Genomic DNA, 20,701 nt, shown 5'->3' with positions numbered 1-20,701 from the left:
TTCCGCAGTAGCTCAGTGGTAGAGCTATCGGCTGTTAACCGATCGGTCGTAGGTTCGAGTCCTACCTGCGGAGCCATGGCCCGTTGGTCAAGTGGTTAAGACACCGCCCTTTCACGGCGGTAACACGGGTTCGAATCCCGTACGGGTCATAAAAAAAGAGTCAGCATATTGCTGACTCTTTTTTATTGTGCGTGAATCCTCCTTTATCAATTGATTTTCCTGAAATAAATAAAGGGATTTAGGAAAAGCTATGGTATGTATAAAAAGGAGGAGATAAAAATGACACGAGTGAGAGACTTTATGAGTACTCATATTGTGCAGTGCACACCGCTAGACAATGTATATGAGGCTGCTGTAAAGATGAAAGAAGAATCAATTGGGTTAATTCCGGTTGTTGAAAATGAGCAAGTTGTTGGTCTTGTTACGGACCGAGATTTAGTTGTTCGAGGAATTGCTGAGAAACATCCTGGATCTAATAAAATTACAAATGTAATGACAACAAACATTGTTTCAATTGCTCCAGATGATTCTATTGAAAAAGCTACAGAGTTAATGGCGCAGTATCAAATTAGACGATTACCAGTAGTTGAGAATGGTCAACTCGTTGGGATGTTAGCACTAGGTGATTTAGCCACAAGAGAATCGGCAGATGATCAAGCAGGATTTGCTTTAGGTGAGATCTCGGAACATACGGAATGAAGAAAGACTTTAATTAATGGAATATGTTACGTATAAAAATCAGATGCATTATTCTAGTATATAGGATTAAACTAATATGTTAGCATGATGCATCTGATACATTATATAATAAGTACATAGTTATTAATTTCGACAGTTTATTTAAATTTGTCATTCCTAATTTTAAATAAGAGAAAAAATGATATACTGATAGATATAAGTATTATGATAGATTTCGAATATAACAATATTTATTGTTAATGATGTAATAATGGATTAATATTTCCTATGTAGACAAAAGGGAAGGGGAATTATATGAAAGCTGTACAGCGCGATCCAAATTGGAATTTGGTTACAGATACATATATAGAACCAAATAATTTCGCTGAATTATTTTCTTTGCTTGTACCTTGTCATCCAAAAGGTGAAGGGAAAGAACGGACTATATTAGTGTGGAAAGAAAAAGAATTTTATAAAGAAGAAAATTTAGCGGCATTTATCGTATATGGAATGCATAAAGTAAAGACTTTACCGCAGTTTCATAGAGACGAAATTCCAACTTTAGTACGTATTCTTCGCTTATGCCAAGAGATTGGTTGGTATGAAGAAGCAAATGCTTTTATGATAACTCAAGGGCTAGCTGAGTTTGTTCACACTTCATTGGAATATGAAACGTGGGATCTTTTGACGCAGGCGGTTGCTTTAAATTATTTAATTATTAAATATCGTATTGGTGAATTAACTGATGGGGATGTAGAAATTTGGGATAGAGTTAAATTTAATGAGAAATGTATAACAGACTGTAAACATCTATTATCCCATAAAGAAGTATTAGAATTTACATTCTTTTATATGTGTAAGAGAGCTAAGTCACTATCAAAAGAGCAATTAAATAGTGATATGATGAGTCTAGCGATGTATTGTAATACTTTTGTTTATGACTTATATACATATGATTTATTACGAAAGTATCGTAAGTGTACAGACTTTCTATCATATTATGGACCTAGTCAAGCGGTGTTAGCTTGCCAAAGAGCTGTACTTTCTCAAATTTCAGATCGATTAGACCCACTCAAGACTACTCATGTAGATGATTATTTATATGTAATGAAAGATATGATGGAGCATATGACGATAGGAATAATGGATCGATATGATCATTTTATCGGAAAGTTATTATCATATGTGCCATTTTTCGAAATGATCCAAGTTCCACAACATGCATATTATTGTGAAGAATTATTATATATTTGTAAGGGCATTAAATATAAAGAAGAAATATTACGCAATTATATATTTATACAATTACATGATTGTTTACCATCTTTCTTTAAACTGTTTCTTAAAAATAAGCGTTATGCAACGATTCATGATATTCTATTCTATTGGTGTGATGATGAACAAAGAATGAGCTTAGAGAAAAAATATAACCTTAGTTTTATTTATGAAAAATATGCTTGCGGGTAAAGAGCATTTTCTATATAAAAATTTATATAAATTAAAAAGGATCTCAAGTTTATGTGAGATCCTTTTTTTGTTAGTAAAGTAAGGAGAATGTAATTAAGACGAGAAATAACATTCCATAAAGGAGAAATTGTGCCGTATAGCTTCCTTGTATACCAAAAAAAGTATTTGTTTTTTTATATAAACTCAATATATATTTCATCGGATTATCTTTGAAAGATTGGTACACAGTGTCTCCTCTTTCTAAGCTTCTTGTTCTTGTTTTTTGTTATTAGGGACATGAATGTATCTAGCTATGATTAATAAAACAGCCATAAAGAATACGGGAAATACGGTAGATAAATAAAAACCATTACTAATAATATTTGTTATTAAGGCACTTAATAGAAAGATGGCATTATAAATATGGGCAATTTTTTGTTTTAGTTGAACTTGAAAAGCTTCCATCATAATTTCTAAAGCAACAAAAGCAATGATAATAGATAAAAATACAGTATTTGTATTATAAATTACTAAGCAACAGATTAAGCCTAAAAAGGCTAAGTATTCAATTAAGAGAGGTATATTGCGTGGCATACAATTTACCTAACTAAATATGGCAGTGGGTTTACTGCATTTGTTTTTTCAAAATTCCATTCTCCATTGTGTAATTCAAAATGAAGATGTTGCCCGTATGAATGACCTGTGTTTCCCATATGACCTACTAATTGTCCAGCTTGTACTTGATCACCAGCTTGTACAGTGCGATCTTTCATGTGAGCATAGACTGTTGTATATAATTTCCCGTTTATTTGATGGGCGATGAACACAACATTGCCATAGCTAGCTGAATAATATGACTTCACGACTTTACCTGCAGCCGCCGCCTGGATAGAGACATTACCCTGAGCTGCGATATCTATACCATAATGCATTTGTTCCCAGCGTATATCAAAGGTTGAGCTAATTCTTCCTTGAGTAGGGAATTTGAAAACTGCTGGAATGGAAGTAGGTTGATTCGTTTGAGCTTGTGATTGTGTTTGATTGTGCACCACATAATGCTTTGCCACATATCCGTATCCTGTGCCAAAACGAATTTTATACCAAGTTCCTACAGTTTCCACTACTTGTAATTGTGTACCATTTTGCAATGAACCAAGTAGTGCGCTACTTGTACTAGCGTTGCTACGTACATTAAGCTTAGGTGTTGCAACTGTGTACTTCGTATTATTTTGAACTGTGATGCCTTTTACTAAAGGCTGTGAATCATTAGATACGAATGCTTTTTGTACGTAACCTGTTTTGCCATTATGTAAAATTTTATACCACTCGCCTTGTTCTTCTTGAATGGTAACGAATTTTCCATTTGGTAATACATCTAAAATTGAAGATTCTAAATTAGGTTCAGAACGAACGTTTAATGCATTGGCATTGACGATATATTGATTATTAGATTGAAGTTTGTTTTTTAGTAGAATAGAATCTTTTTGTACGTAACCTACTTTATTATTAACAGATACTTTATACCAGTCATTAGTTGTTTCAAGTATATTCACTTTCGTATTAAAGCGAATTGTATCAATTGATGAGCTATTTGTGTTATCTTTTGTATGTAAGGCTACTTGATCGACTTTGACATATCCAGTTTTCACAGTAGATAATTGTTCAGCGTTGGCTGTTTGTACATTTGTTTCTCCCATAGAAGGAAGTAAAGAAGCAATTGCGACAGTAGTTGCTGTTAAAGCAGTAGCTTTCATATTCATATAATAGAGACCTCCTCTAGTTGTATAGTTGTAATTTTATTATAGTATAAAGATATAATATAGTGGGTGTATTCACATAAATGTAATATGAAATCAATATAAAAATAAATTTTTTGAGGATAATGATTCCTTTTTATCCAATTAATTAGGATAATAATTCCCAAGATAGAATATAAGTATTATATGGCTTTGTTGTTTTGTTGACAATTGAGAAAATTAAAATAGTTGATGGTGTCTTATTACGGTGTTATACTGACAGTGATAATTTTATAGTTTGCTAGGAGAGCTGGTGTTGCCAGCTGAGAGTAAGACCTTAAGTCTTTGATCCTTTTTATTACCTGATCTAGATTATGCTAGCGTAGGGAAGCAATTCGGACACTAATAATGAGTCCCCGTTTCTTTGCGTATAGAAACGGGGCTTTTTTATTTGAAAATTTCATATTGAAACCACTAGGGGTGCTTGTTGTGCTGAGAGAGGAATAATCCTTAACCCTTACAGACCTGATCTAGATAATACTAGCGAAGGGAAGTGGAACAACGAATAAATTATAATTTTATTTGCTGTAACCACTTCTTATAGATAGAAGTGGTTTTTTATTTATATCATATATCGGAAGGGGATAGAGAAATGAAATTTTGCGATAGATTATTAGAAACTGTACAACCAGTTTGGGAGATGAGTCATAATCATCCATTTGTTGTAGGTATGGGGGATGGCACGTTAGAAAAAGATAAGTTTCAGTATTACATTATCCAAGATTATTTATATTTGTTAGATTATGCAAAGCTATATGCGATCGGTGTTGTAAAGGCAACGAATCCACAAGTAATGGGGAAATTTGCTGAACAAATTGATGGAATATTAAATGGAGAAATGACAATCCATAAACAGTATGCAAAAAGACTTGGGATTTCTATAGAGGAGATAGAGTCTGCAAAGCCATCTGCTAAAAATCTAGCTTATACAAATTACATGATGTCTGTATCTCAAAATGGCACACTTGCAGAATTAATAGCAGCACTTCTTCCGTGTATGTGGAGCTACTGGGAAATTGGAAAGCGTTTAAATGATATTCCTGGAGCAAGGGATCATGAATTCTTTGGTGAGTGGATTCAAGGGTATAGTTCTGAAGAATACGGTAACCTTTGTATTTGGTTAATAGATTTATTAAATGAAATGGCAGTTGGAAAGTCTGAAAAAGAGCTAGATCGATTAGAGGAGATTTTCCTATATTCCAGTCGATTTGAATATTTATTCTGGGATATGTCCTATCGTAAGGAGATGTGGGGATTTGAGGAGCAAGAACATACTACAGTTTCATAATGTTTCTTTTCATTATGATGAAAAGCCAATCATCAATGAATTAAATGCTGCTATACAAGATAAAGAGTTTGTAAGTATTATCGGACCGAGTGGATGCGGGAAAAGTACTTTATTTCGCCTTATTACTGGTTTAGAAGAAGCAAGTACGGGACAGATAGAGCTAACAGAAACAAAGGGCCATCCTGTAGGGTATATGCCTCAAAAAGATATGCTCCTGCCATGGAGAACGATTATTGAGAATGCTGCCCTGCCGCTAGAGTGCCAAGGTGTACAGAAGAAAGAAGCACAAATAAAGGCAAAGGAACTGCTACATAAATTTGGCTTACAAGGGTATGAGACAAAATATCCGAAAGATTTATCTGGTGGTATGAGACAACGCGTATCTTTTATTCGAACTTTATTAACAGGTGGCGAGATATTGCTGTTAGATGAACCGTTTAGCGCGTTGGATGCTTTAACGAAGGCATCTTTGCAGGAATGGCTGTTTGAACAATGGAAAGAGTGGGAAAAAACAATTTTATTTATCACTCATGATGTGGAAGAAGCATTATTTCTTTCTAATCGAATTTTCGTTGTAGAAAATCAACCGATAACTACTTTAACTGAGAGGATTGTACCACTTGATTGTAATCGGACAAGAAAAGATTTATATAAGCCTGAAGTGTTAGCACTTAAAGATGAGCTTCTTAGTATGTTACAAAGGCAGGTACTCGTATGATGAACCGGTTGAAGGAGCTATTACCTGCTCTTACGCTTTGTAGTATTTTACTTGCACTTTGGGAAGTAGGCGCAAGAATTGTAGATGAAATGTACATTTTACCGTCACCATCTGCAATTGTAATGAAAATATGGAAACTAAAAGATATATTATTTACGGTTCATTTGCCGGCAACATTATATGTCGTTTTAATAGGGGTGGCTATTTCTATCGTACTTGGGGTAGGGCTAGCGATGTTAATGAATGCGAGTAATTGGATGGAGAGAGCATTTTATCCATTATTAGTGGCTTCACAAACGATTCCTATTACCGCGCTTGCTCCACTTTTCGTTTTATGGTTTGGATATACCATCTGGAGTAAGGTTGTTGTCACGGTTTTAATTACGTTTTTCCCAATTGCGGTTAATACGTATGATGGACTACGTAGCACAAAAAAAGAATGGGAGGAGCTTTTAGTTACATACGGGGCAACGAAAAAAGATGTTTTTCTTAAATTAAAATTGCCGTCTGCTCTTCCTTATTTTTTCTCAGCTTTAAAAATTGCAGTACCGCTTAGTGTAATAGGGGCAGCGATAGGTGAATGGCTCGGTGCACAAGCGGGGCTAGGATATTTCAGTAAGAGAATGATGACGCAGTTAGACGGGGCAGGTGTATTTGCACCCATTGTATTGTTATCATTATTAGCTATTTTCTTCGTCATACTTATTTCGGTATTAGAAAAGAAATTCATTAGTTGGAGGAAGCATTCATGAAATTTTTAAAACGCATCTTTGTGTTTACATTATTAATTGCAATGGTTGCTGGATGTTCTAGTAATTCAGCATCAGATAAGAGTAAAAAAGAAAAAGAAATAACGGTCATGCTTGATTGGTACCCAAATGCGGTACATAGCTTTATTTATGCAGCAATTGAAAAAGGCTACTTTAAAGAAGAAGGAGTAAAGGTGAATATTAAATTCCCTTCCAATCCGACTGACCCATTAACGTTAGCAGCTGCAGGAAAAGTAACGGTTGGCTTATATTATCAGCCAGATGTTGTCATGGCAAAAGCAAATGAACAAATTCCAGTGAAATCAATTGGAGCTGTCGTACGTTCACCATTAAATCATGTTGTATCACTGAAGTCAGCAGGCATTCAATCGCCAAAAGATTTAGAGGGAAAAACAGTTGGATATTCTGGAACACCTTTAAGTGAGATGTATTTAAAAACGATGGTAAAAGAAGCTGGTGGTAATCCAGATACAGTGAAAGTAGTCGATGTTGGTTTTGATTTGGTACCAGCATTAATCACGAAAAAAGTGGATGCGGTAACAGGAGCATATATTAACCACGAGGTACCTGTTATGCGTCATGAAGGCCATGAACCAGCATACTTTAATCCAGCAGATTACGGTGTACCGAATTATCATGAGCTTGTATTTGTAACAGGTGATAAAACGTTGAAGAAAGATAAAGAAGCGTTGCAAGCCTTCTTACGTGGTACGAAAAAAGGCTATGATTTCATGAAGAAAAATCCAGATGAAGCATTAAATATTTTATTAAATCATCAAGAAAAAGAAAACTTCCCGCTTGTACCAGAAGTTGAAAAAGAAAGTATGAAAATTTTATTAGAGAAGATGGAAACGAAAGATGAGCCATTTTTATCAGATTCAAAAGAGTCATGGGAGAAACAAAATAAATGGCTGAAAGATAAAGGAATGACGAAAGAAATCGTTCCGGCCGATGAGTTATTCGAAAACATTTTAAAGTAGGCGAATGAATATGAAAAATGAGCTTCATGTAATCTCAAATGGTCACATGTCATTCGAAGAGTTAGTGAATGTAGCGATGCAAATTGAAAGTGAAATAGATTATTTGCATATTCGTGAGCGTGAGAAAAGTACGAAGGAATTGTATGAAGGTGTGGAAAGTCTTTTGAGGAAAGGCTTTCCAGCATCGAAAATAGTGATAAATGATCGAATTGATATTGCTATTTTATTAAACATTCCGCGCGTGCAGCTAGGATATCGAAGCGCAGATGTAAGGTCAGTGAAAGAAAAGTTTTCTTATTTGCATGTCGGTTATTCTGTGCATTCTTTAGAAGAGGCAATCGATGCATTTAAGAATGGAGCGGATTCACTTGTCTATGGTCATGTATTTCCGACAGATTGTAAAAAAGGTGTTCCAGCGAGAGGGCTTGAAGAAATTTCAGACATTGCAAAGTGTTTATCCATACCGATTACAGCGATTGGAGGAATCACTCCGGAAAACACTGGAGATGTTCTTACTAACGGCGTCAGTGGTATTGCTGTTATGTCTGGGATTATAAGTAGTAGTAACCCGTATAGCAAAGCGAAATCTTATAAGGAATCAATAAGAAAGTGGGCGGAAAAACATGTGTAAGAAGTATGATGTAGCGATAATTGGCGGTGGTGTAATTGGTAGTTCAGTTGCACATTTTCTAGCAGAAAGAGGACATAAAGTAGCGATTGTAGAGAAGCAACAGATTGCATCTGAAGCCTCGAAAGCAGCCGCTGGTTTACTTGGGGTTCAGGCAGAATGGGATGAATATGACCCTCTATTTGAACTTGCTAGAGAAAGCCGTGCTATATTTCCACAACTTGCAGAAGTTTTACGTGAAAAAACAGGCATCGATATTGGGTATGAAGAGAAAGGCATTTATCGCATTGCTCAAAATGAAGAGGAGAAGGAAAGAATTCTTCATATTATGGATTGGCAGCAGAAAACCGGTGAAGATTCTTACTTTCTAGCGGGAGATCGTTTACGAGAGAAAGAGCCGTATCTATCTGAGTCAATTATAGGGTCTGTATATTATCCGAAAGACGGTCATGTTATTGCACCAGAGCTTACGAAAGCACTCGCACATTCCGCATCATTCTCGGGTGCTGATATATATGAGCAAACAGAAGTATTTGATATCCGTATTGAAAATAATAAAGTGACTGGGATTGTGACAAGCGAAGGGATTATCACATGCGAGAAGGTTGTTATTGCGGGTGGCTCATGGAGCACGAAGTTACTAGGTTATTTTCACCGCGAATGGGGTACATATCCAGTTAAAGGAGAAGTAGTAGCGGTAAGAAGTAGAAAACCACTTTTAAAGGCGCCTATTTTCCAAGAAAGATTTTACATTGCACCAAAGCGCGGCGGACGTTACGTAATTGGAGCAACGATGAAGCCGCATACGTTTAATAAAACTGTGCAACCAGAAAGTATTACTTCTATATTAGAGCGCGCGTATACAATATTGCCAGCTTTAAAAGAAGCGGAATGGGAAAGTGCATGGGCAGGATTAAGACCACAATCGAATCATGAAGCTCCTTATATGGGAGAGCATGAAGAAATAAAAGGTTTATATGCTTGCACGGGCCATTATCGAAACGGCATTTTATTAAGTCCTGTTTCTGGTCAATATATGGCTGATTTAATAGAAGGAAAGCAGGAGAATCACTTGCTAGATTCATTGCTTTCTAAAACAGTTTAGAAAGGGGATGGAAGTTTGAATTTAAAAATTAATGGTAATCAAATTGAAGTGCCAGAGAGTGTGAAAACAGTAGCTGAGCTACTTACACATTTAGAGTTAGATAACAGAATTGTTGTAGTAGAGCGTAATAAAGATATTTTACAAAAAGATGATCATACAGATACATCTGTTTTTGATGGAGACCAAATTGAGATTGTAACTTTCGTAGGAGGCGGTTGATTATGTTAAACATTGGACCATTTTCATTTCATTCTAGACTTTTATTAGGAACAGGAAAATTCCCTGATTTTGATGTGCAGCAAAAGGCAATTGATGTATCTGAGGCTGAGGTTTTAACGTTCGCAGTACGTCGTATGGATATATTTGATGCAAAGCAGCCTAATTTATTAGAGAAACTTGATGTAAAAAAATATACGTTATTACCGAATACAGCCGGAGCAAAAAATGCTGAAGAGGCTGTTCGTATTGCAAAATTAGCAAAAGCTTCTGGGCTTTGTGACATGATAAAGGTAGAAGTTATTGGTGATGATAGAACGTTATTACCTGATCCGGTAGAAACGTTAAAGGCATCTGAAATGTTACTGGAAGAAGGATTTATCGTACTTCCGTACACATCTGATGATGTTGTATTAGCACGTAAATTACAAGAACTTGGCGTGCATGCGATTATGCCAGGAGCATCTCCAATTGGATCAGGACTTGGTATTGTAAATCCATTGAATTTGAGCTTCATTATTGAACAAGCGAAAGTACCAGTTATCGTTGATGCTGGTATCGGTAGCCCGGCTGATGCGGCATTTGCGATGGAATTAGGAGCAGATGGCGTGTTATTAAATACAGCTGTATCAGGAGCAAAAGATCCTATTAAAATGGCACAAGCAATGAAATTAAGTATTGAAGCAGGTCGTTTAGGATTTGAAGCAGGTCGTATTGCACGTAAGCGTTGTGCGACGGCAAGTAGTCCTTTAGAAGGAATGAGCGTAGTTGAATAATCGATATTCTCGCCAAGAACTATTTTCTCCGATTGGGGAAGAAGGCCAGCAAAAAATAAGAGAAAAGCATGTACTCATTATCGGCGCAGGTGCATTAGGTAGTGCAAATGCAGAAATGTTTGTAAGAGCTGGTGTTGGTACAGTAACGATTGTTGACCGGGATTATGTTGATTGGAGTAATTTACAAAGGCAGCAATTGTATGCAGAGAGTGATGTGGAAAATAATCTTCCGAAGGCTGTAGCAGCAAAGAAGCGTTTGGAAGAGATTAATAGTGAAGTAAGAGTAGAAGCGCTCGTTCAAGATGTAACAGCTGAGGAATTAGAAGAGCTTGTTACAGACGTTGATGTAATGATTGATGCAACTGATAATTTTGAAACACGTTTTATTGTGAATGATATAGCACAAAAATATGCTATTCCATGGATTTACGGAGCATGTGTAGGGAGTTACGGCCTTTCTTACACAATTCTTCCTAGTAAAACGCCATGTTTATCATGTTTATTACAATCGATTCCGCTTGGCGGTGCGACATGTGATACAGCTGGCATTATATCGCCCGCTGTATCTCTCGTCGTTTCTCATCAAGTAACGGAAGCTCTTAAACTATTAGTGGAAGATTACGAATCACTTCGAGAGGGACTTGTGTCGTTTGATGTATGGAAAAATGAATATTCATGTATGAATGTGCAAAAGCTTCGTAAACACAATTGTCCTTCGTGCGGAGAGAATGCATTATATCCTTATTTAAATAAAGAAAACACATCGAAAACAGCAGTTTTATGCGGGAGAAATACAGTTCAAATTAGACCACCTCATAAAGAGGAAATGGATTTTGAACGATACAAAGGGCTGCTGAATGATCGTGTGAATGATTTAAATGTAAATCCATATTTATTATCATTTTCTGTGGAAGAAAAGAGATTAGTTGCTTTTAAAGATGGTCGTGTACTTGTACATGGAACGAAAAATATAAGCGAAGCAAAAACAATTTATCATCGCTATTTTGGATAGAAAAGGATGAGTGGGATGAAAGTAAATAAAGCTTTAACAATTGCAGGTTCTGATAGCGGAGGCGGTGCTGGAATCCAAGCAGATTTAAAAACATTCCAAGAGCTTGGTGTGTACGGAATGACGGCTATTACGGCAATTACTGCTCAAAATACGCTTGGCGTTCAAGGGGTATATCCAGTTCCTTTAGAAGGTATTACGGAACAGTTGAATTCAATTGGTACGGATTTAACACCAGATGCTGTGAAACTAGGAATGTTATTTAGCAGTGAAATTATTCAAATTGTAGCAGAACAGATTAAGAAGTTTGGCTGGAATAATATTGTACTAGACCCTGTTATGATCGCTAAGGGCGGGGCATCATTATTACAACAAGAAGCAGTACAAGCATTAAAGGAATATTTATTACCAGTAGCAACGGTTATAACACCGAATGTTCCAGAAGCAGAAGTGCTAACTGGGCTGGAAATTCATAACGTTGAAGATAGTAAAGAGGCTGCAAAATTACTGCATGAATTAGGTGCGAAATATGTACTTATGAAGGGCGGACATGCAGAATATCAAGGTAATGAAGTAATCGATTTACTCTTTGATGGAGAAGAGTTTATTGAATTTAGAAGTGAGCGAATTCCTTCAAAACAAACGCACGGAAGCGGCTGTACATTTGCTTCAGCAGTTACAGCAGGACTTGCGAAAGGCTACTCGATTGAAGAGGCAGTACAAGAAGCAAAACGATTTATTAGTATAGCAATTGAAGAGCCGCTACATATTGGAAGTGGTCATGGACCGACGAATCATTTTGCATATAAAGTGAATAAAATGCGTGTGTAAGTAAGTGAAAAGTCAGTTTTATAACTGGCTTTTTTTCTATTTACTTTTTCCAATTACAGGAGTAATATATCAGCCAGAATACATTTTTTGTAATACGCTGAGTCCAATTATATGGAGCGGAGGAACCAATTTGTGCAGTGTCACTTGGGGTGAATCTTTCAATTTTGAAAGTAGGGCTACTCTCAAAGCCCGAATCCGACAGCTAACTTCGTAAGCGTCTTGAGAGAGGGCGGTGCCATGATGGATACATCACTTCATCGATCTGATTAGTATAGGGGAATATCAATCTATATTTGAGTTCTTTTATGCTAAGGAGGATGAGGTACATGGAACTAACACTTATTTGTGTTGGAGAAGAAAGCAAGGTAAATAGTTTAAGAGATTTAGTAGCATTTCAACATGAGTTAATTATTTTTACAGCAAATGAAGAGATAGCGGCTGAAGTTAGGGATTGTGGATTTGATTGGACGTATAGTTGTAGTAAGGAGCAGGATTTTACTAGTATTTGCGAGTGTATTAAGAAGGTGATTTTACTAGGGGATGAGCTTCCGATTATTAGTTTCTTTACAGAACACATTCGCTTTTCTTTTCAAGCACCTATTACTGTTGTTACAAGGAATAAACGCTATCCAGCGAGGCTCTATGAAACAATTGGAGCTACCTTTGTCGTGTTTACGAATTGTGATAATATTTCTTTTTTATTTTTTGAATAGGGCGGGGGAAAAGAAGATGAAAGTGTTGTTACTAGGAGATATAGCGAATCGTTGGGCGGTATCGGTAGAGCGAGTTCAAGAATTGGTGGTACTTGATCCTATTTTTCCAAGGCCCTATATTATATTGCCATCGAAAGACGCTTTATATTTAAAAACAGATGTTATCGAATATGAGCAGCTACATGCAGAATTGTCACAAGTTTATATTCGCGGGAGAAATTTGCGCGCATTTTTGCGTGGAGAATAAATAGTCGATGAAAAAAGAGCGAATGCTGAGTGCAACAAGCTATGCACTTCATGTCATTCGCTCTTTTTATTTCATATTTAAAAGGTCATTTCTGTGAAAAAGAAAGAAATAACGAGAAAACAGGTGAAAGAATATTAATAACACTTAATGTAAGCGTTTAAATAGGTGTATATTTTCTTATTTTAGGTAATTTGCCTCTTTACAAGTTAAATATAGAGGAGTATATTTACTCTCATAAATCATTCATAAAATTTCCAAAAAAACCTAAAATCGCTGAGTTCCAGAAATGGAGCGGGGGAACCAATTTTGTGCATTGTCACTTGGGGTGAATCTTTCAGTTTTGAAAGTAGGGCTACTCTTTAGGCCCGAATCCGACAGCTAACCTCGTAAGCGTTTAGAGAGGAGGTTTACTTTTTGTTGTTCATTTTTTGAACACTGAGTAGAGCTCAGTGTTCTTTTTTAATATTTTAATGGTAAATTTTTACAAAAGAGAGAGGGATGGCTATGTTAGATGTTGTAATGATCGGGATTTTTGTTGTATTAGTCGCATCGATGGCAAGTCTTGCAAGTTGGTCAGATAAAGTTGTGAAAGAAGGGAAGCGATCATGACGATTGCCTTATCGGTTATTGTTGGAGCAATTACGCTGTACTTAGTGTATGCATTACTAAATCCGGAAAAGTTTTAATTAGGGGGAGTCATTCATTATGATCTGGGTCGCAGTCGTTATTACAATGCTGTTGTTTATTCTTGTGGCAAAGCCAACGGGAATTTATTTAGAGAAAGCCTTTCAAGGTAGTAAAAAGCTAGATAAAGTATTCGGGCCTTTTGAAAAAATTATTTTTAAAATTACGGGTGTAAAAGAATACAATCAAACGTGGAAACAGTACGCGTTGTCATTAGTTTTATTAAATGGATTTATGATTGTTGTCGTATATTTCATTTTCAGACTGCAAGGAGTATTGCCATTAAATCCAGCACACATTGAAGGAATGGAGCCTACGCTCGCTTTTAATACAGCAATTAGTTTTATGGCTGATACAAACTTACAGCATTATAGCGGTGAAAATGGTTTATCTTATTTATCACAATTAATCGGAATTACATTTTTAATGTTTGCAGCACCGGCAACGACGTTAGCACTCGTTATGGCATTTATAAGAGGGCTCGCTGGAAAAGAACTCGGTAACTTTTTCGTTGATTTTACGAGAGCATTAACGAGAGTATTTCTTCCTATCGCATTTATTGCGGCGCTAGTCTTTGTCGCATTTGGCGTACCACAAACGTTAGACGGTGCAGTTACGGCACAAACGATTGATGGCGCGAAACAAAGTATATTACGCGGGCCAGTTGCATCATTTGTTTCCATTAAGGAACTTGGAAATAACGGCGGTGGATTTTTCGGAGCAAACTCTACACATCCTTTTGAAAATCCAGGACAAATGAGTAATATTTTGCAAATGATGCTTATGATGTTATTGCCAACAGCACTTCCATTTACGTACGGACGAATGGTAGGAAATAAAAAACAAGGTCGTATTCTTTTTGTATCACTATTCATGGTGTTTTTACTAGGGTTTATAACGATTACGACATCTGAACTACATGGAAATCCAGCGTTAAATGGAATGGGGATTGAACATATACAAGGAAGTACTGAAGGAAAAGAGGTACGATTTGGAACAGTATTTTCTTCCCTATACGCAACAGTAACGACAGCTGCCGAAACAGGTGCTGTGAATACGATGCATGATACGTTAACACCAATTGGCGGGTTAGTTCCACTCGTAAATATGATGTTAAATACAGTATACGGCGGCGTTGGAGCAGGCTTTGTGAACATTATTATGTATGCGATTATCGCAGTCTTTATATCTGGATTGATGGTTGGACGGACACCGGAGTTTTTAGGTAAGAAAATTGAAGGTAAGGAAATGAAATTAATCGCAGTAACGATACTATTTCATCCATTGCTTATTTTAGGATTTTCAGCATTAGCTCTTTCAACAAATTTAGGAACGGATGCTATTTCTCATTCCGGTTTCCACGGTTTGACGCAAGTGGTATATGAATATACATCGTCAGCTGCGAATAACGGATCTGGATTTGAAGGATTATCGGATAATACACCGTTTTGGAATATTACAACTGGTTTAGTGATGTTTTTAGGCCGCTATTTCAGTTTAATTACGATGCTAGCTGTTGCAGCTTCGTTGAAAGAAAAGACGGTAGTACCAGAAACGATCGGAACATTCCGTACTGATAATAGTTTGTTTGGTGGTATCTTCATCGGAACGATTGTGATTGTCGGTGCATTAACATTCTTCCCGATGTTAGTACTAGGCCCAATCGCAGAATTTCTTACATTGAAGTAATGGAGGGTAAATGATGAGACCGGTAGTAGTAAAAGAAAAAAGAGTAAATGAGTCACAAATACATGCTGTAGAAGATGAAGTTAGACAAGCGAAAACGATGGATCGTGATATCGTGAAACATGCGATGAAACAGTCCTTTGCGAAATTGAATCCGAAAGTCATGATAAAGAATCCGATTATGTTCGTTGTAGAAATTGGATTTATCATTACGTTCATTTTATCTTTTCTTCCAAGTCATTCTAGTAGTGTACCAGGATGGTTTAATATAACAGTTTCTCTCATTCTATTATTTACAGTTTTATTTGCTAACTTTGCAGAAGCGTTAGCGGAAGGGCGGGGGAAAGCGCAAGCCGATTCTTTAAAACAGTCGAAGAAAGATGTGTTTGCCAATGTTGTAAAAGAAAATGGGGACATTGTTCAAGTTTCAGCAACTGATCTGAGAAAAGGTGATGTTGTTATTGTAAAACAAGGAGAAATGATTCCAAGTGATGGGGAAGTCATAAAAGGATTAGCGTCTGTCGATGAATCTGCGATTACGGGGGAATCAGCTCCTGTAATAAAAGAAGCGGGCGGTGATTTTTGTTCCGTGACAGGCGGTACGATGGTTGTAAGTGATGAGATCACGATTGTCATTACGAGTAATCCTGGTGAATCATTTATTGATAAAATGATTTCGTTAGTAGAAGGAGCTGCTCGTCAAAAAACGCCGAATGAAATTGCTTTAAATACAGTATTAACGAGTTTAACGCTTATCTTCTTAATCGTTGTTGTGACGCTGCCGATTTTTACAAATTATTTAGGATTTCAAATTGATACAGCTGTACTTGTCGCTTTGTTAGTTTGTTTAATTCCAACGACAATTGGTGGATTATTATCAGCGATTGGTATTGCCGGGATGGACCGCGTGACAAAGTTTAATGTGTTAGCAATGTCAGGGAAAGCAGTAGAAGCTGCGGGTGATATTAATACAATTATTTTAGATAAAACGGGTACGATTACTTTCGGGAACCGAATGGCTCATACATTATTACCTGTAGGAAATGAAACGATTGAGCAAGTTGGAAAATGGGCTGCTATTAGCTCAGTTTTAGATGAAACACCAGAAGGTCGATCTGTTATCGAGTATGTGCAAGCAAAATCTATATCATATAATAGAGAACTTGCAGAACAAGGTGAGTTTGTTCCATTTAAAGCAGAAACGAGAATGAGTGGTGTTGATTTACAGGACGGAACGAAAGTGAGAAAAGGTGCTGTCGGTAGCGTGATTGAGTGGGTTCAGTCACAAGGTGGAACGATTCCGAAAGATGTAAATCAAAAAGCAGATTTCATTTCGAAAGAGGGCGGAACACCACTTGTAGTTGCAGTGAACAATCGTATTTACGGTTTAATCTATTTAAAAGATACAGTAAAACCTGGTATGCGTGAACGTTTTGAACAGTTGCGTCAAATGGGGATTAAAACGGTTATGTGTACAGGGGATAACCCATTAACAGCAGCAACGATTGCAAAAGAAGCTGGAGTAGATGAATTCGTTGCCGAGTGTAAGCCAGAAGATAAAATTGCTGTTATTAAAGCGGAGCAAGATAAAGGAAAACTCGTGGCGATGACAGGTGATGGTACAAATGATGCGCCGGCATTAGCACAGGCTGACGTTGGATTAGCGATGAATAGTGGTACAACAGCTGCGAAAGAAGCAGCCAATATGATTGATTTAGATTCGAATCCAACGAAGATTATTGAGGTAGTAGGAATCGGTAAGCAATTGTTAATGACACGCGGTGCGTTAACGACGTTTAGTATTGCAAATGATATCGCAAAATATTTTGCAATCATTCCGGCGATGTTTACACTTGCGATTCCGCAAATGGAAGCATTGAACATTATGAAATTAACATCACCACTGTCAGCGATTCTATCAGCATTAATATTTAACGCTGTTATTATTCCATTACTCATTCCGTTAGCGATGAAAGGTATCGCATATAAACCGATGAGCTCGAATGCACTACTTAGCCGAAACTTACTTATTTATGGGCTTGGCGGAGTTATCGTTCCGTTCATTGGGATTAAGGTAATTGATATGATTGTCGGCTTGTTCATATAAGGAAGAGGGGAAAAAGATGGAGAAGAAACAAAGTATACTATCACCAATCATCCGTATTACTTTTACATTTTTAGTGTTGTGTGGACTTGTATATCCGCTTATTGTTACTGGTATTGCACAAGCAGTGATGAAGGATAATGCGGATGGAAGTCTAATATATAATGATAAAAATGAAGTGATTGGTTCTAAATTAATCGGTCAAAATTTCACAGATCCACGTTATTTTCATGGGCGTGTCTCTAGTATTGAATATAAAGCAGAAGCGTCTGGTTCAAATAACTATGCACCGTCTAATCCAGATTTAGAGAAACGAGTAGAGAAAAGTATTGAAGAGTGGAAGAAACAAAATCCGAGTGTTCCAGTTACAGAAGTACCAATCGATTTAGTGACAAATTCAGGTTCAGGGCTTGATCCTGACATTAGTCCGCAGGCAGCTTCTGTTCAGGTGGATCGTATCTCTAAATTAACGAATATTCCGAAAGAAACGCTAAATCAATTGATTAAGGATCAAACGGAAGGTGCGGCACTTGGTTTATTTGGAGAGACCCGCGTAAACGTCTTAAAGTTAAATTTAGAATTACAAAAACTAATGAAATAGTAACAGTGCTACCTCAATCTAACGGATTGAGGTAGCGTTGTTTCGAATGAAAGGTAGTGTTTATTTTGTATGCAGATGATTATGAACCGAAGTTTCAAAGGCGAACGCCAGAGGAATATTTAGAATATATTCGTCAGCAAAATCGTGGAAAGTTAAAGCTATATGTAGGAGCAGCTCCAGGTGTAGGGAAAAGTTATAAAATGCTCTATGATGCTAGAGAAATGAAAAAGGACGGTATGGATATTGTAATTGGTTTAATTGAAACGCATGGAAGAAAAGAGACGGAAGACGCAATTGCTGATTTAGAAAAGGTTCCTTTAAAAGAAATAGAGTATAAAGGGAAAGTGTTTTATGAACTTGATGTGGGAGGAATTATAAAGCGTGCGCCGCAAGTAGTGGTAGTGGATGAACTTGCGCATAGTAACGTTCCTGGTTCTAAAAATAAGAAACGTTATATGGATGTACAGGAGTTACTAGAGGCTGGTATATCCGTATTATCAGCTTTTAATATTCAACATTTAGAAAGTGTTCATGATATTGTAGCTCAAATTACGAATGTAAAAGTAAGAGAACGAATTCCAGATTTTATTTTACAAAAAGCAAATGAAATTCAGCTCGTTGATGCAACGCCCGAGGTATTAAGGAAGAGACTAGTAGATGGAAAAATATATAAAGAAGAAAAAATTCAGCAAAGCTTACAAAATTTTTTTACGCTTAATAATTTAGGAGCACTAAGAGAATTATCACTTCGGGAAGTCGCTGACGATATGGACGAAAAGATTAGTCAAACAGTGATAGAACCAATCGGAGTGAAAGAAAAAATTCTCGTTTGTGTACAGTACAGTTCAACGGCAGAGAAATTAATAAGACGGGGATGGCGCATGGCTGATCGGTTAAACGCTGAATTGTATGTATTAAATGTTGAAAGAGAAAATATAGATTCTCTTTCAGCGGGGAAAAAGCAAACGATTGAAGAGTGGAAGTCGCTAACGAATCAATTTGATGCAAGTTTTGTATTAGAAGAAGCAAAGGGAAGAAAGCCAGCGGATGTTATTATTGAAGTCGCGAAAAAACTACAAGTAACGCAAATTTTACTTGGACAATCAGCAAGAACAAGGTGGGAAGAAATTCGAAAAGGGTCAATTGTAAATGAAATTATGAGGCAAACAAAGTATATTGATATTCATATCGTTGCGGATCAAAGAGTCTAGAATAGAGACCATTGGTAGGTCTCTATTTTGCTTTTTGTACAGCCTGAAAACTTATCATTTTCAGTGAGTATAAAATGATAAATAGAAATGTAATTGCACCTAGGAAGAAAATCCAAAAGTAATTTTGGTTAAATAAAAGAAATCCACCTATAAGTGGCCCTGTGCCCATACCAAGATAGCGGATGAAGTTGTACATACCGATAGCAGTTGCGCGTTCTTGTACGAATTCTTCCGTTAATAAAGTAGTGTGAGTTGGCATAGAAAGTCCCATACTAAAACCGTACAAAGATGTAACGATAATGATGAATGGGATATTGATGCTATATGTGAAAGAGAATAAAACGACACATATAATATTGAAGAAACTCGTAATAAATAAAGCTTGCTTTGTTGTGAGGCGTTTTTGCAAAAACTTGTAGCAAAAACTTCCTAGCATGATAGAAAGAGACATTGGTACAAACATAAGACCAATTTCATTTACAGTTAAATGAAATGAATTTGTTAAAATACTCGGTAAAAAAACGAGGAAGCAAAAGTAAATACAAAATTGAATAAAGCCAATAAGAGTAATAGAAAATCCAGTTTTATTTTTTAAGATAAACTTGTAATTCTTTTTTACTTGTGGTTGCTTAATTACAGTTGGTTTTGTTTCTGGAAGTAGTGAAATATTTATCATTAATAAGAGAATGCCAAGTATAGATAAAAAGAGAAATACGGATACGTGGCCATTTATACTGCCGAGATAACCACCAATGAGAGGGCCAATCGCAGGTGCGAGAGCAAGTAACATTTGATACAGGCTCATTGCTTCTCCTCGGTCTTTTCCTTCAAATAAATCGCCAATAATTGTTGCTGCAACTACAGGGATAGCTGCTATTCCTATAGCTTGAACAGCCCTAAAAAAGAGAAATAAATAAATGTTCCCCGAAAAAGCACATCCAATTGAACCAATTGTACTGATGATTAAACTAGGGATAAGGACAGATTTTCTCCCTTTTGTGTCAATTAAAGGCCCATATACGAGCTGCATAATTGCAAGAACGAATGTGAAAAGTGAAACTGTTAAATTGACAAGATATAGAGAAGTGTGAAAAGAACCTTGAATCATAGGCAAGATAGGTGTGTAAATATTTTGAGCGAAGGAACCGAGTAAGGCACTCATACAGACAACATATAAAATGAAATGTAGTTTGGATTTTTTCATCATGTTAACC

The 20,701-nt window shown here is 36.5% G+C and carries 23 protein-coding genes, 2 tRNA genes and 4 riboswitches; of the genes, 22 read left to right on the top strand and 3 right to left on the bottom strand.

Features of this window, described 5'->3' with window-relative positions:
- Position 1 precedes the first annotated feature (1 nt).
- The 4 genes from AC2CGR_RS26525 (at position 2) to AC2CGR_RS26510 (ending at position 2,145) form a co-directional block, all read left to right on the top strand.
- A tRNA-Asn gene (locus AC2CGR_RS26525) sits at positions 2-76 on the top strand.
- Between the two features lies 1 nt (position 77).
- A tRNA-Glu gene (locus AC2CGR_RS26520) sits at positions 78-149 on the top strand.
- Between the two features lie 130 nt (positions 150-279).
- Positions 280-699 carry a CBS domain-containing protein gene (locus tag AC2CGR_RS26515; RefSeq protein ID WP_000198999.1) on the top strand — a complete coding sequence of 140 codons (420 nt, stop codon included), beginning with the start codon at positions 280-282 and terminating at the stop codon, positions 697-699.
- Between the two features lie 294 nt (positions 700-993).
- Positions 994-2,145 (top strand): DUF3965 domain-containing protein, encoded by a 1,152-nt coding sequence (locus AC2CGR_RS26510; RefSeq protein ID WP_270185507.1) that lies wholly within the window; start codon positions 994-996, stop codon positions 2,143-2,145.
- A gap of 240 nt (positions 2,146-2,385) precedes the next feature.
- Here AC2CGR_RS26510 and AC2CGR_RS26505 read toward each other — a convergent pair whose 3' ends face one another.
- Both AC2CGR_RS26505 and AC2CGR_RS26500 read right to left on the bottom strand, forming a co-directional pair.
- Entirely contained in the window at positions 2,386-2,718 is a 333-nt protein-coding gene (locus AC2CGR_RS26505) for a hypothetical protein (protein ID WP_061403353.1), read from the bottom strand.
- A gap of 5 nt (positions 2,719-2,723) precedes the next feature.
- On the bottom strand, positions 2,724-3,884 hold the full coding sequence (locus AC2CGR_RS26500; RefSeq protein ID WP_484481351.1) for an SH3 domain-containing protein: 1,161 nt from the start codon (positions 3,882-3,884) through the stop codon (positions 2,724-2,726).
- Positions 3,885-4,153: 269 nt separating this feature from the next.
- Positions 4,154-4,266: riboswitch (TPP riboswitch) on the top strand.
- 60 nt (positions 4,267-4,326) lie between these two features.
- Positions 4,327-4,429, top strand: a riboswitch (TPP riboswitch).
- Positions 4,430-4,512: 83 nt separating this feature from the next.
- Between AC2CGR_RS26500 and tenA the strand changes: the two genes are divergently transcribed.
- From tenA to kdpDN, 18 genes are all read left to right on the top strand, one after another.
- Positions 4,513-5,208 carry a thiaminase II gene (tenA, locus tag AC2CGR_RS26495; RefSeq protein WP_000666826.1) on the top strand — a complete coding sequence of 232 codons (696 nt, stop codon included), beginning with the start codon at positions 4,513-4,515 and terminating at the stop codon, positions 5,206-5,208.
- Complete coding sequence (locus AC2CGR_RS26490; protein WP_484481350.1) at positions 5,177-5,926, top strand: ABC transporter ATP-binding protein; 750 nt, start codon at positions 5,177-5,179, stop codon at positions 5,924-5,926. The genes tenA and AC2CGR_RS26490 overlap by 32 nt, the downstream gene beginning before the upstream one ends.
- Positions 5,926-6,678 (top strand): ABC transporter permease, encoded by a 753-nt coding sequence (locus AC2CGR_RS26485; protein ID WP_029437513.1) that lies wholly within the window; start codon positions 5,926-5,928, stop codon positions 6,676-6,678. The genes AC2CGR_RS26490 and AC2CGR_RS26485 overlap by 1 nt, the downstream gene beginning before the upstream one ends.
- Positions 6,675-7,676 carry an ABC transporter substrate-binding protein gene (locus AC2CGR_RS26480; RefSeq protein ID WP_087968284.1) on the top strand — a complete coding sequence of 334 codons (1,002 nt, stop codon included), beginning with the start codon at positions 6,675-6,677 and terminating at the stop codon, positions 7,674-7,676. The genes AC2CGR_RS26485 and AC2CGR_RS26480 overlap by 4 nt, the downstream gene beginning before the upstream one ends.
- Before the next feature lie 10 nt (positions 7,677-7,686).
- A complete protein-coding gene (gene tenI / locus AC2CGR_RS26475; protein WP_087968285.1) occupies positions 7,687-8,307 on the top strand; it encodes a thiazole tautomerase TenI in 621 nt (206 codons plus the stop codon).
- Entirely contained in the window at positions 8,300-9,409 is a 1,110-nt protein-coding gene (gene thiO, locus AC2CGR_RS26470; protein WP_131101416.1) for a glycine oxidase ThiO, read from the top strand. Before tenI ends, thiO begins: the two co-directional genes overlap by 8 nt.
- A 15-nt stretch (positions 9,410-9,424) precedes the next feature.
- A complete protein-coding gene (gene thiS / locus AC2CGR_RS26465; protein WP_001049505.1) occupies positions 9,425-9,628 on the top strand; it encodes a sulfur carrier protein ThiS in 204 nt (67 codons plus the stop codon).
- Between the two features lie 2 nt (positions 9,629-9,630).
- Entirely contained in the window at positions 9,631-10,401 is a 771-nt protein-coding gene (gene thiG / locus AC2CGR_RS26460) for a thiazole synthase (protein WP_087968287.1), read from the top strand.
- Entirely contained in the window at positions 10,394-11,413 is a 1,020-nt protein-coding gene (thiF, locus tag AC2CGR_RS26455; RefSeq protein WP_087968288.1) for a thiazole biosynthesis adenylyltransferase ThiF, read from the top strand. The genes thiG and thiF overlap by 8 nt, the downstream gene beginning before the upstream one ends.
- A gap of 6 nt (positions 11,414-11,419) precedes the next feature.
- Entirely contained in the window at positions 11,420-12,241 is an 822-nt protein-coding gene (thiD, locus tag AC2CGR_RS26450) for a bifunctional hydroxymethylpyrimidine kinase/phosphomethylpyrimidine kinase (protein ID WP_131101418.1), read from the top strand.
- An 85-nt stretch (positions 12,242-12,326) separates the two neighbouring features.
- Positions 12,327-12,474: riboswitch (cyclic di-AMP (ydaO/yuaA leader) on the top strand.
- Positions 12,475-12,567: 93 nt separating this feature from the next.
- A complete protein-coding gene (locus AC2CGR_RS26445) occupies positions 12,568-12,954 on the top strand; it encodes a hypothetical protein (RefSeq protein WP_131101420.1) in 387 nt (128 codons plus the stop codon).
- Positions 12,955-12,970: 16 nt separating this feature from the next.
- Positions 12,971-13,201, top strand: a complete 231-nt coding sequence (locus AC2CGR_RS26440; protein ID WP_000866315.1) for a hypothetical protein — start codon at positions 12,971-12,973, stop codon at positions 13,199-13,201.
- Between the two features lie 261 nt (positions 13,202-13,462).
- Positions 13,463-13,608, top strand: a riboswitch (cyclic di-AMP (ydaO/yuaA leader).
- 97 nt (positions 13,609-13,705) lie between these two features.
- Positions 13,706-13,810: a SipW-dependent-type signal peptide-containing protein gene (locus tag AC2CGR_RS26435; protein ID WP_087968292.1), complete on the top strand. Its 105-nt coding sequence runs from the start codon at positions 13,706-13,708 to the stop codon at positions 13,808-13,810.
- A complete protein-coding gene (locus AC2CGR_RS26430) occupies positions 13,807-13,887 on the top strand; it encodes a potassium-transporting ATPase subunit F (RefSeq protein ID WP_087968293.1) in 81 nt (26 codons plus the stop codon). Before AC2CGR_RS26435 ends, AC2CGR_RS26430 begins: the two co-directional genes overlap by 4 nt.
- 19 nt (positions 13,888-13,906) lie before the next feature.
- Positions 13,907-15,574, top strand: a complete 1,668-nt coding sequence (kdpA, locus tag AC2CGR_RS26425) for a potassium-transporting ATPase subunit KdpA (RefSeq protein WP_087968294.1) — start codon at positions 13,907-13,909, stop codon at positions 15,572-15,574.
- 13 nt (positions 15,575-15,587) lie between these two features.
- Positions 15,588-17,678, top strand: a complete 2,091-nt coding sequence (gene kdpB, locus AC2CGR_RS26420; protein ID WP_131101424.1) for a potassium-transporting ATPase subunit KdpB — start codon at positions 15,588-15,590, stop codon at positions 17,676-17,678.
- 16 nt (positions 17,679-17,694) lie between these two features.
- A complete protein-coding gene (kdpC, locus tag AC2CGR_RS26415; protein ID WP_087968296.1) occupies positions 17,695-18,276 on the top strand; it encodes a K(+)-transporting ATPase subunit C in 582 nt (193 codons plus the stop codon).
- Between the two features lie 56 nt (positions 18,277-18,332).
- On the top strand, positions 18,333-19,487 hold the full coding sequence (gene kdpDN / locus AC2CGR_RS26410; protein ID WP_270185506.1) for a KdpD-like non-kinase potassium sensor: 1,155 nt from the start codon (positions 18,333-18,335) through the stop codon (positions 19,485-19,487).
- 22 nt (positions 19,488-19,509) lie between these two features.
- Here the strand turns inward: kdpDN and AC2CGR_RS26405 are convergent, their stop codons facing one another.
- Positions 19,510-20,691: an MFS transporter gene (locus tag AC2CGR_RS26405; RefSeq protein WP_270185505.1), complete on the bottom strand. Its 1,182-nt coding sequence runs from the start codon at positions 20,689-20,691 to the stop codon at positions 19,510-19,512.
- Positions 20,692-20,701 lie beyond the last annotated feature (10 nt).

This window comes from Bacillus sp. LSHTCR4 (assembly GCF_057197025.1).
This window is presented reverse-complemented; position numbering and strand designations above follow the sequence as displayed.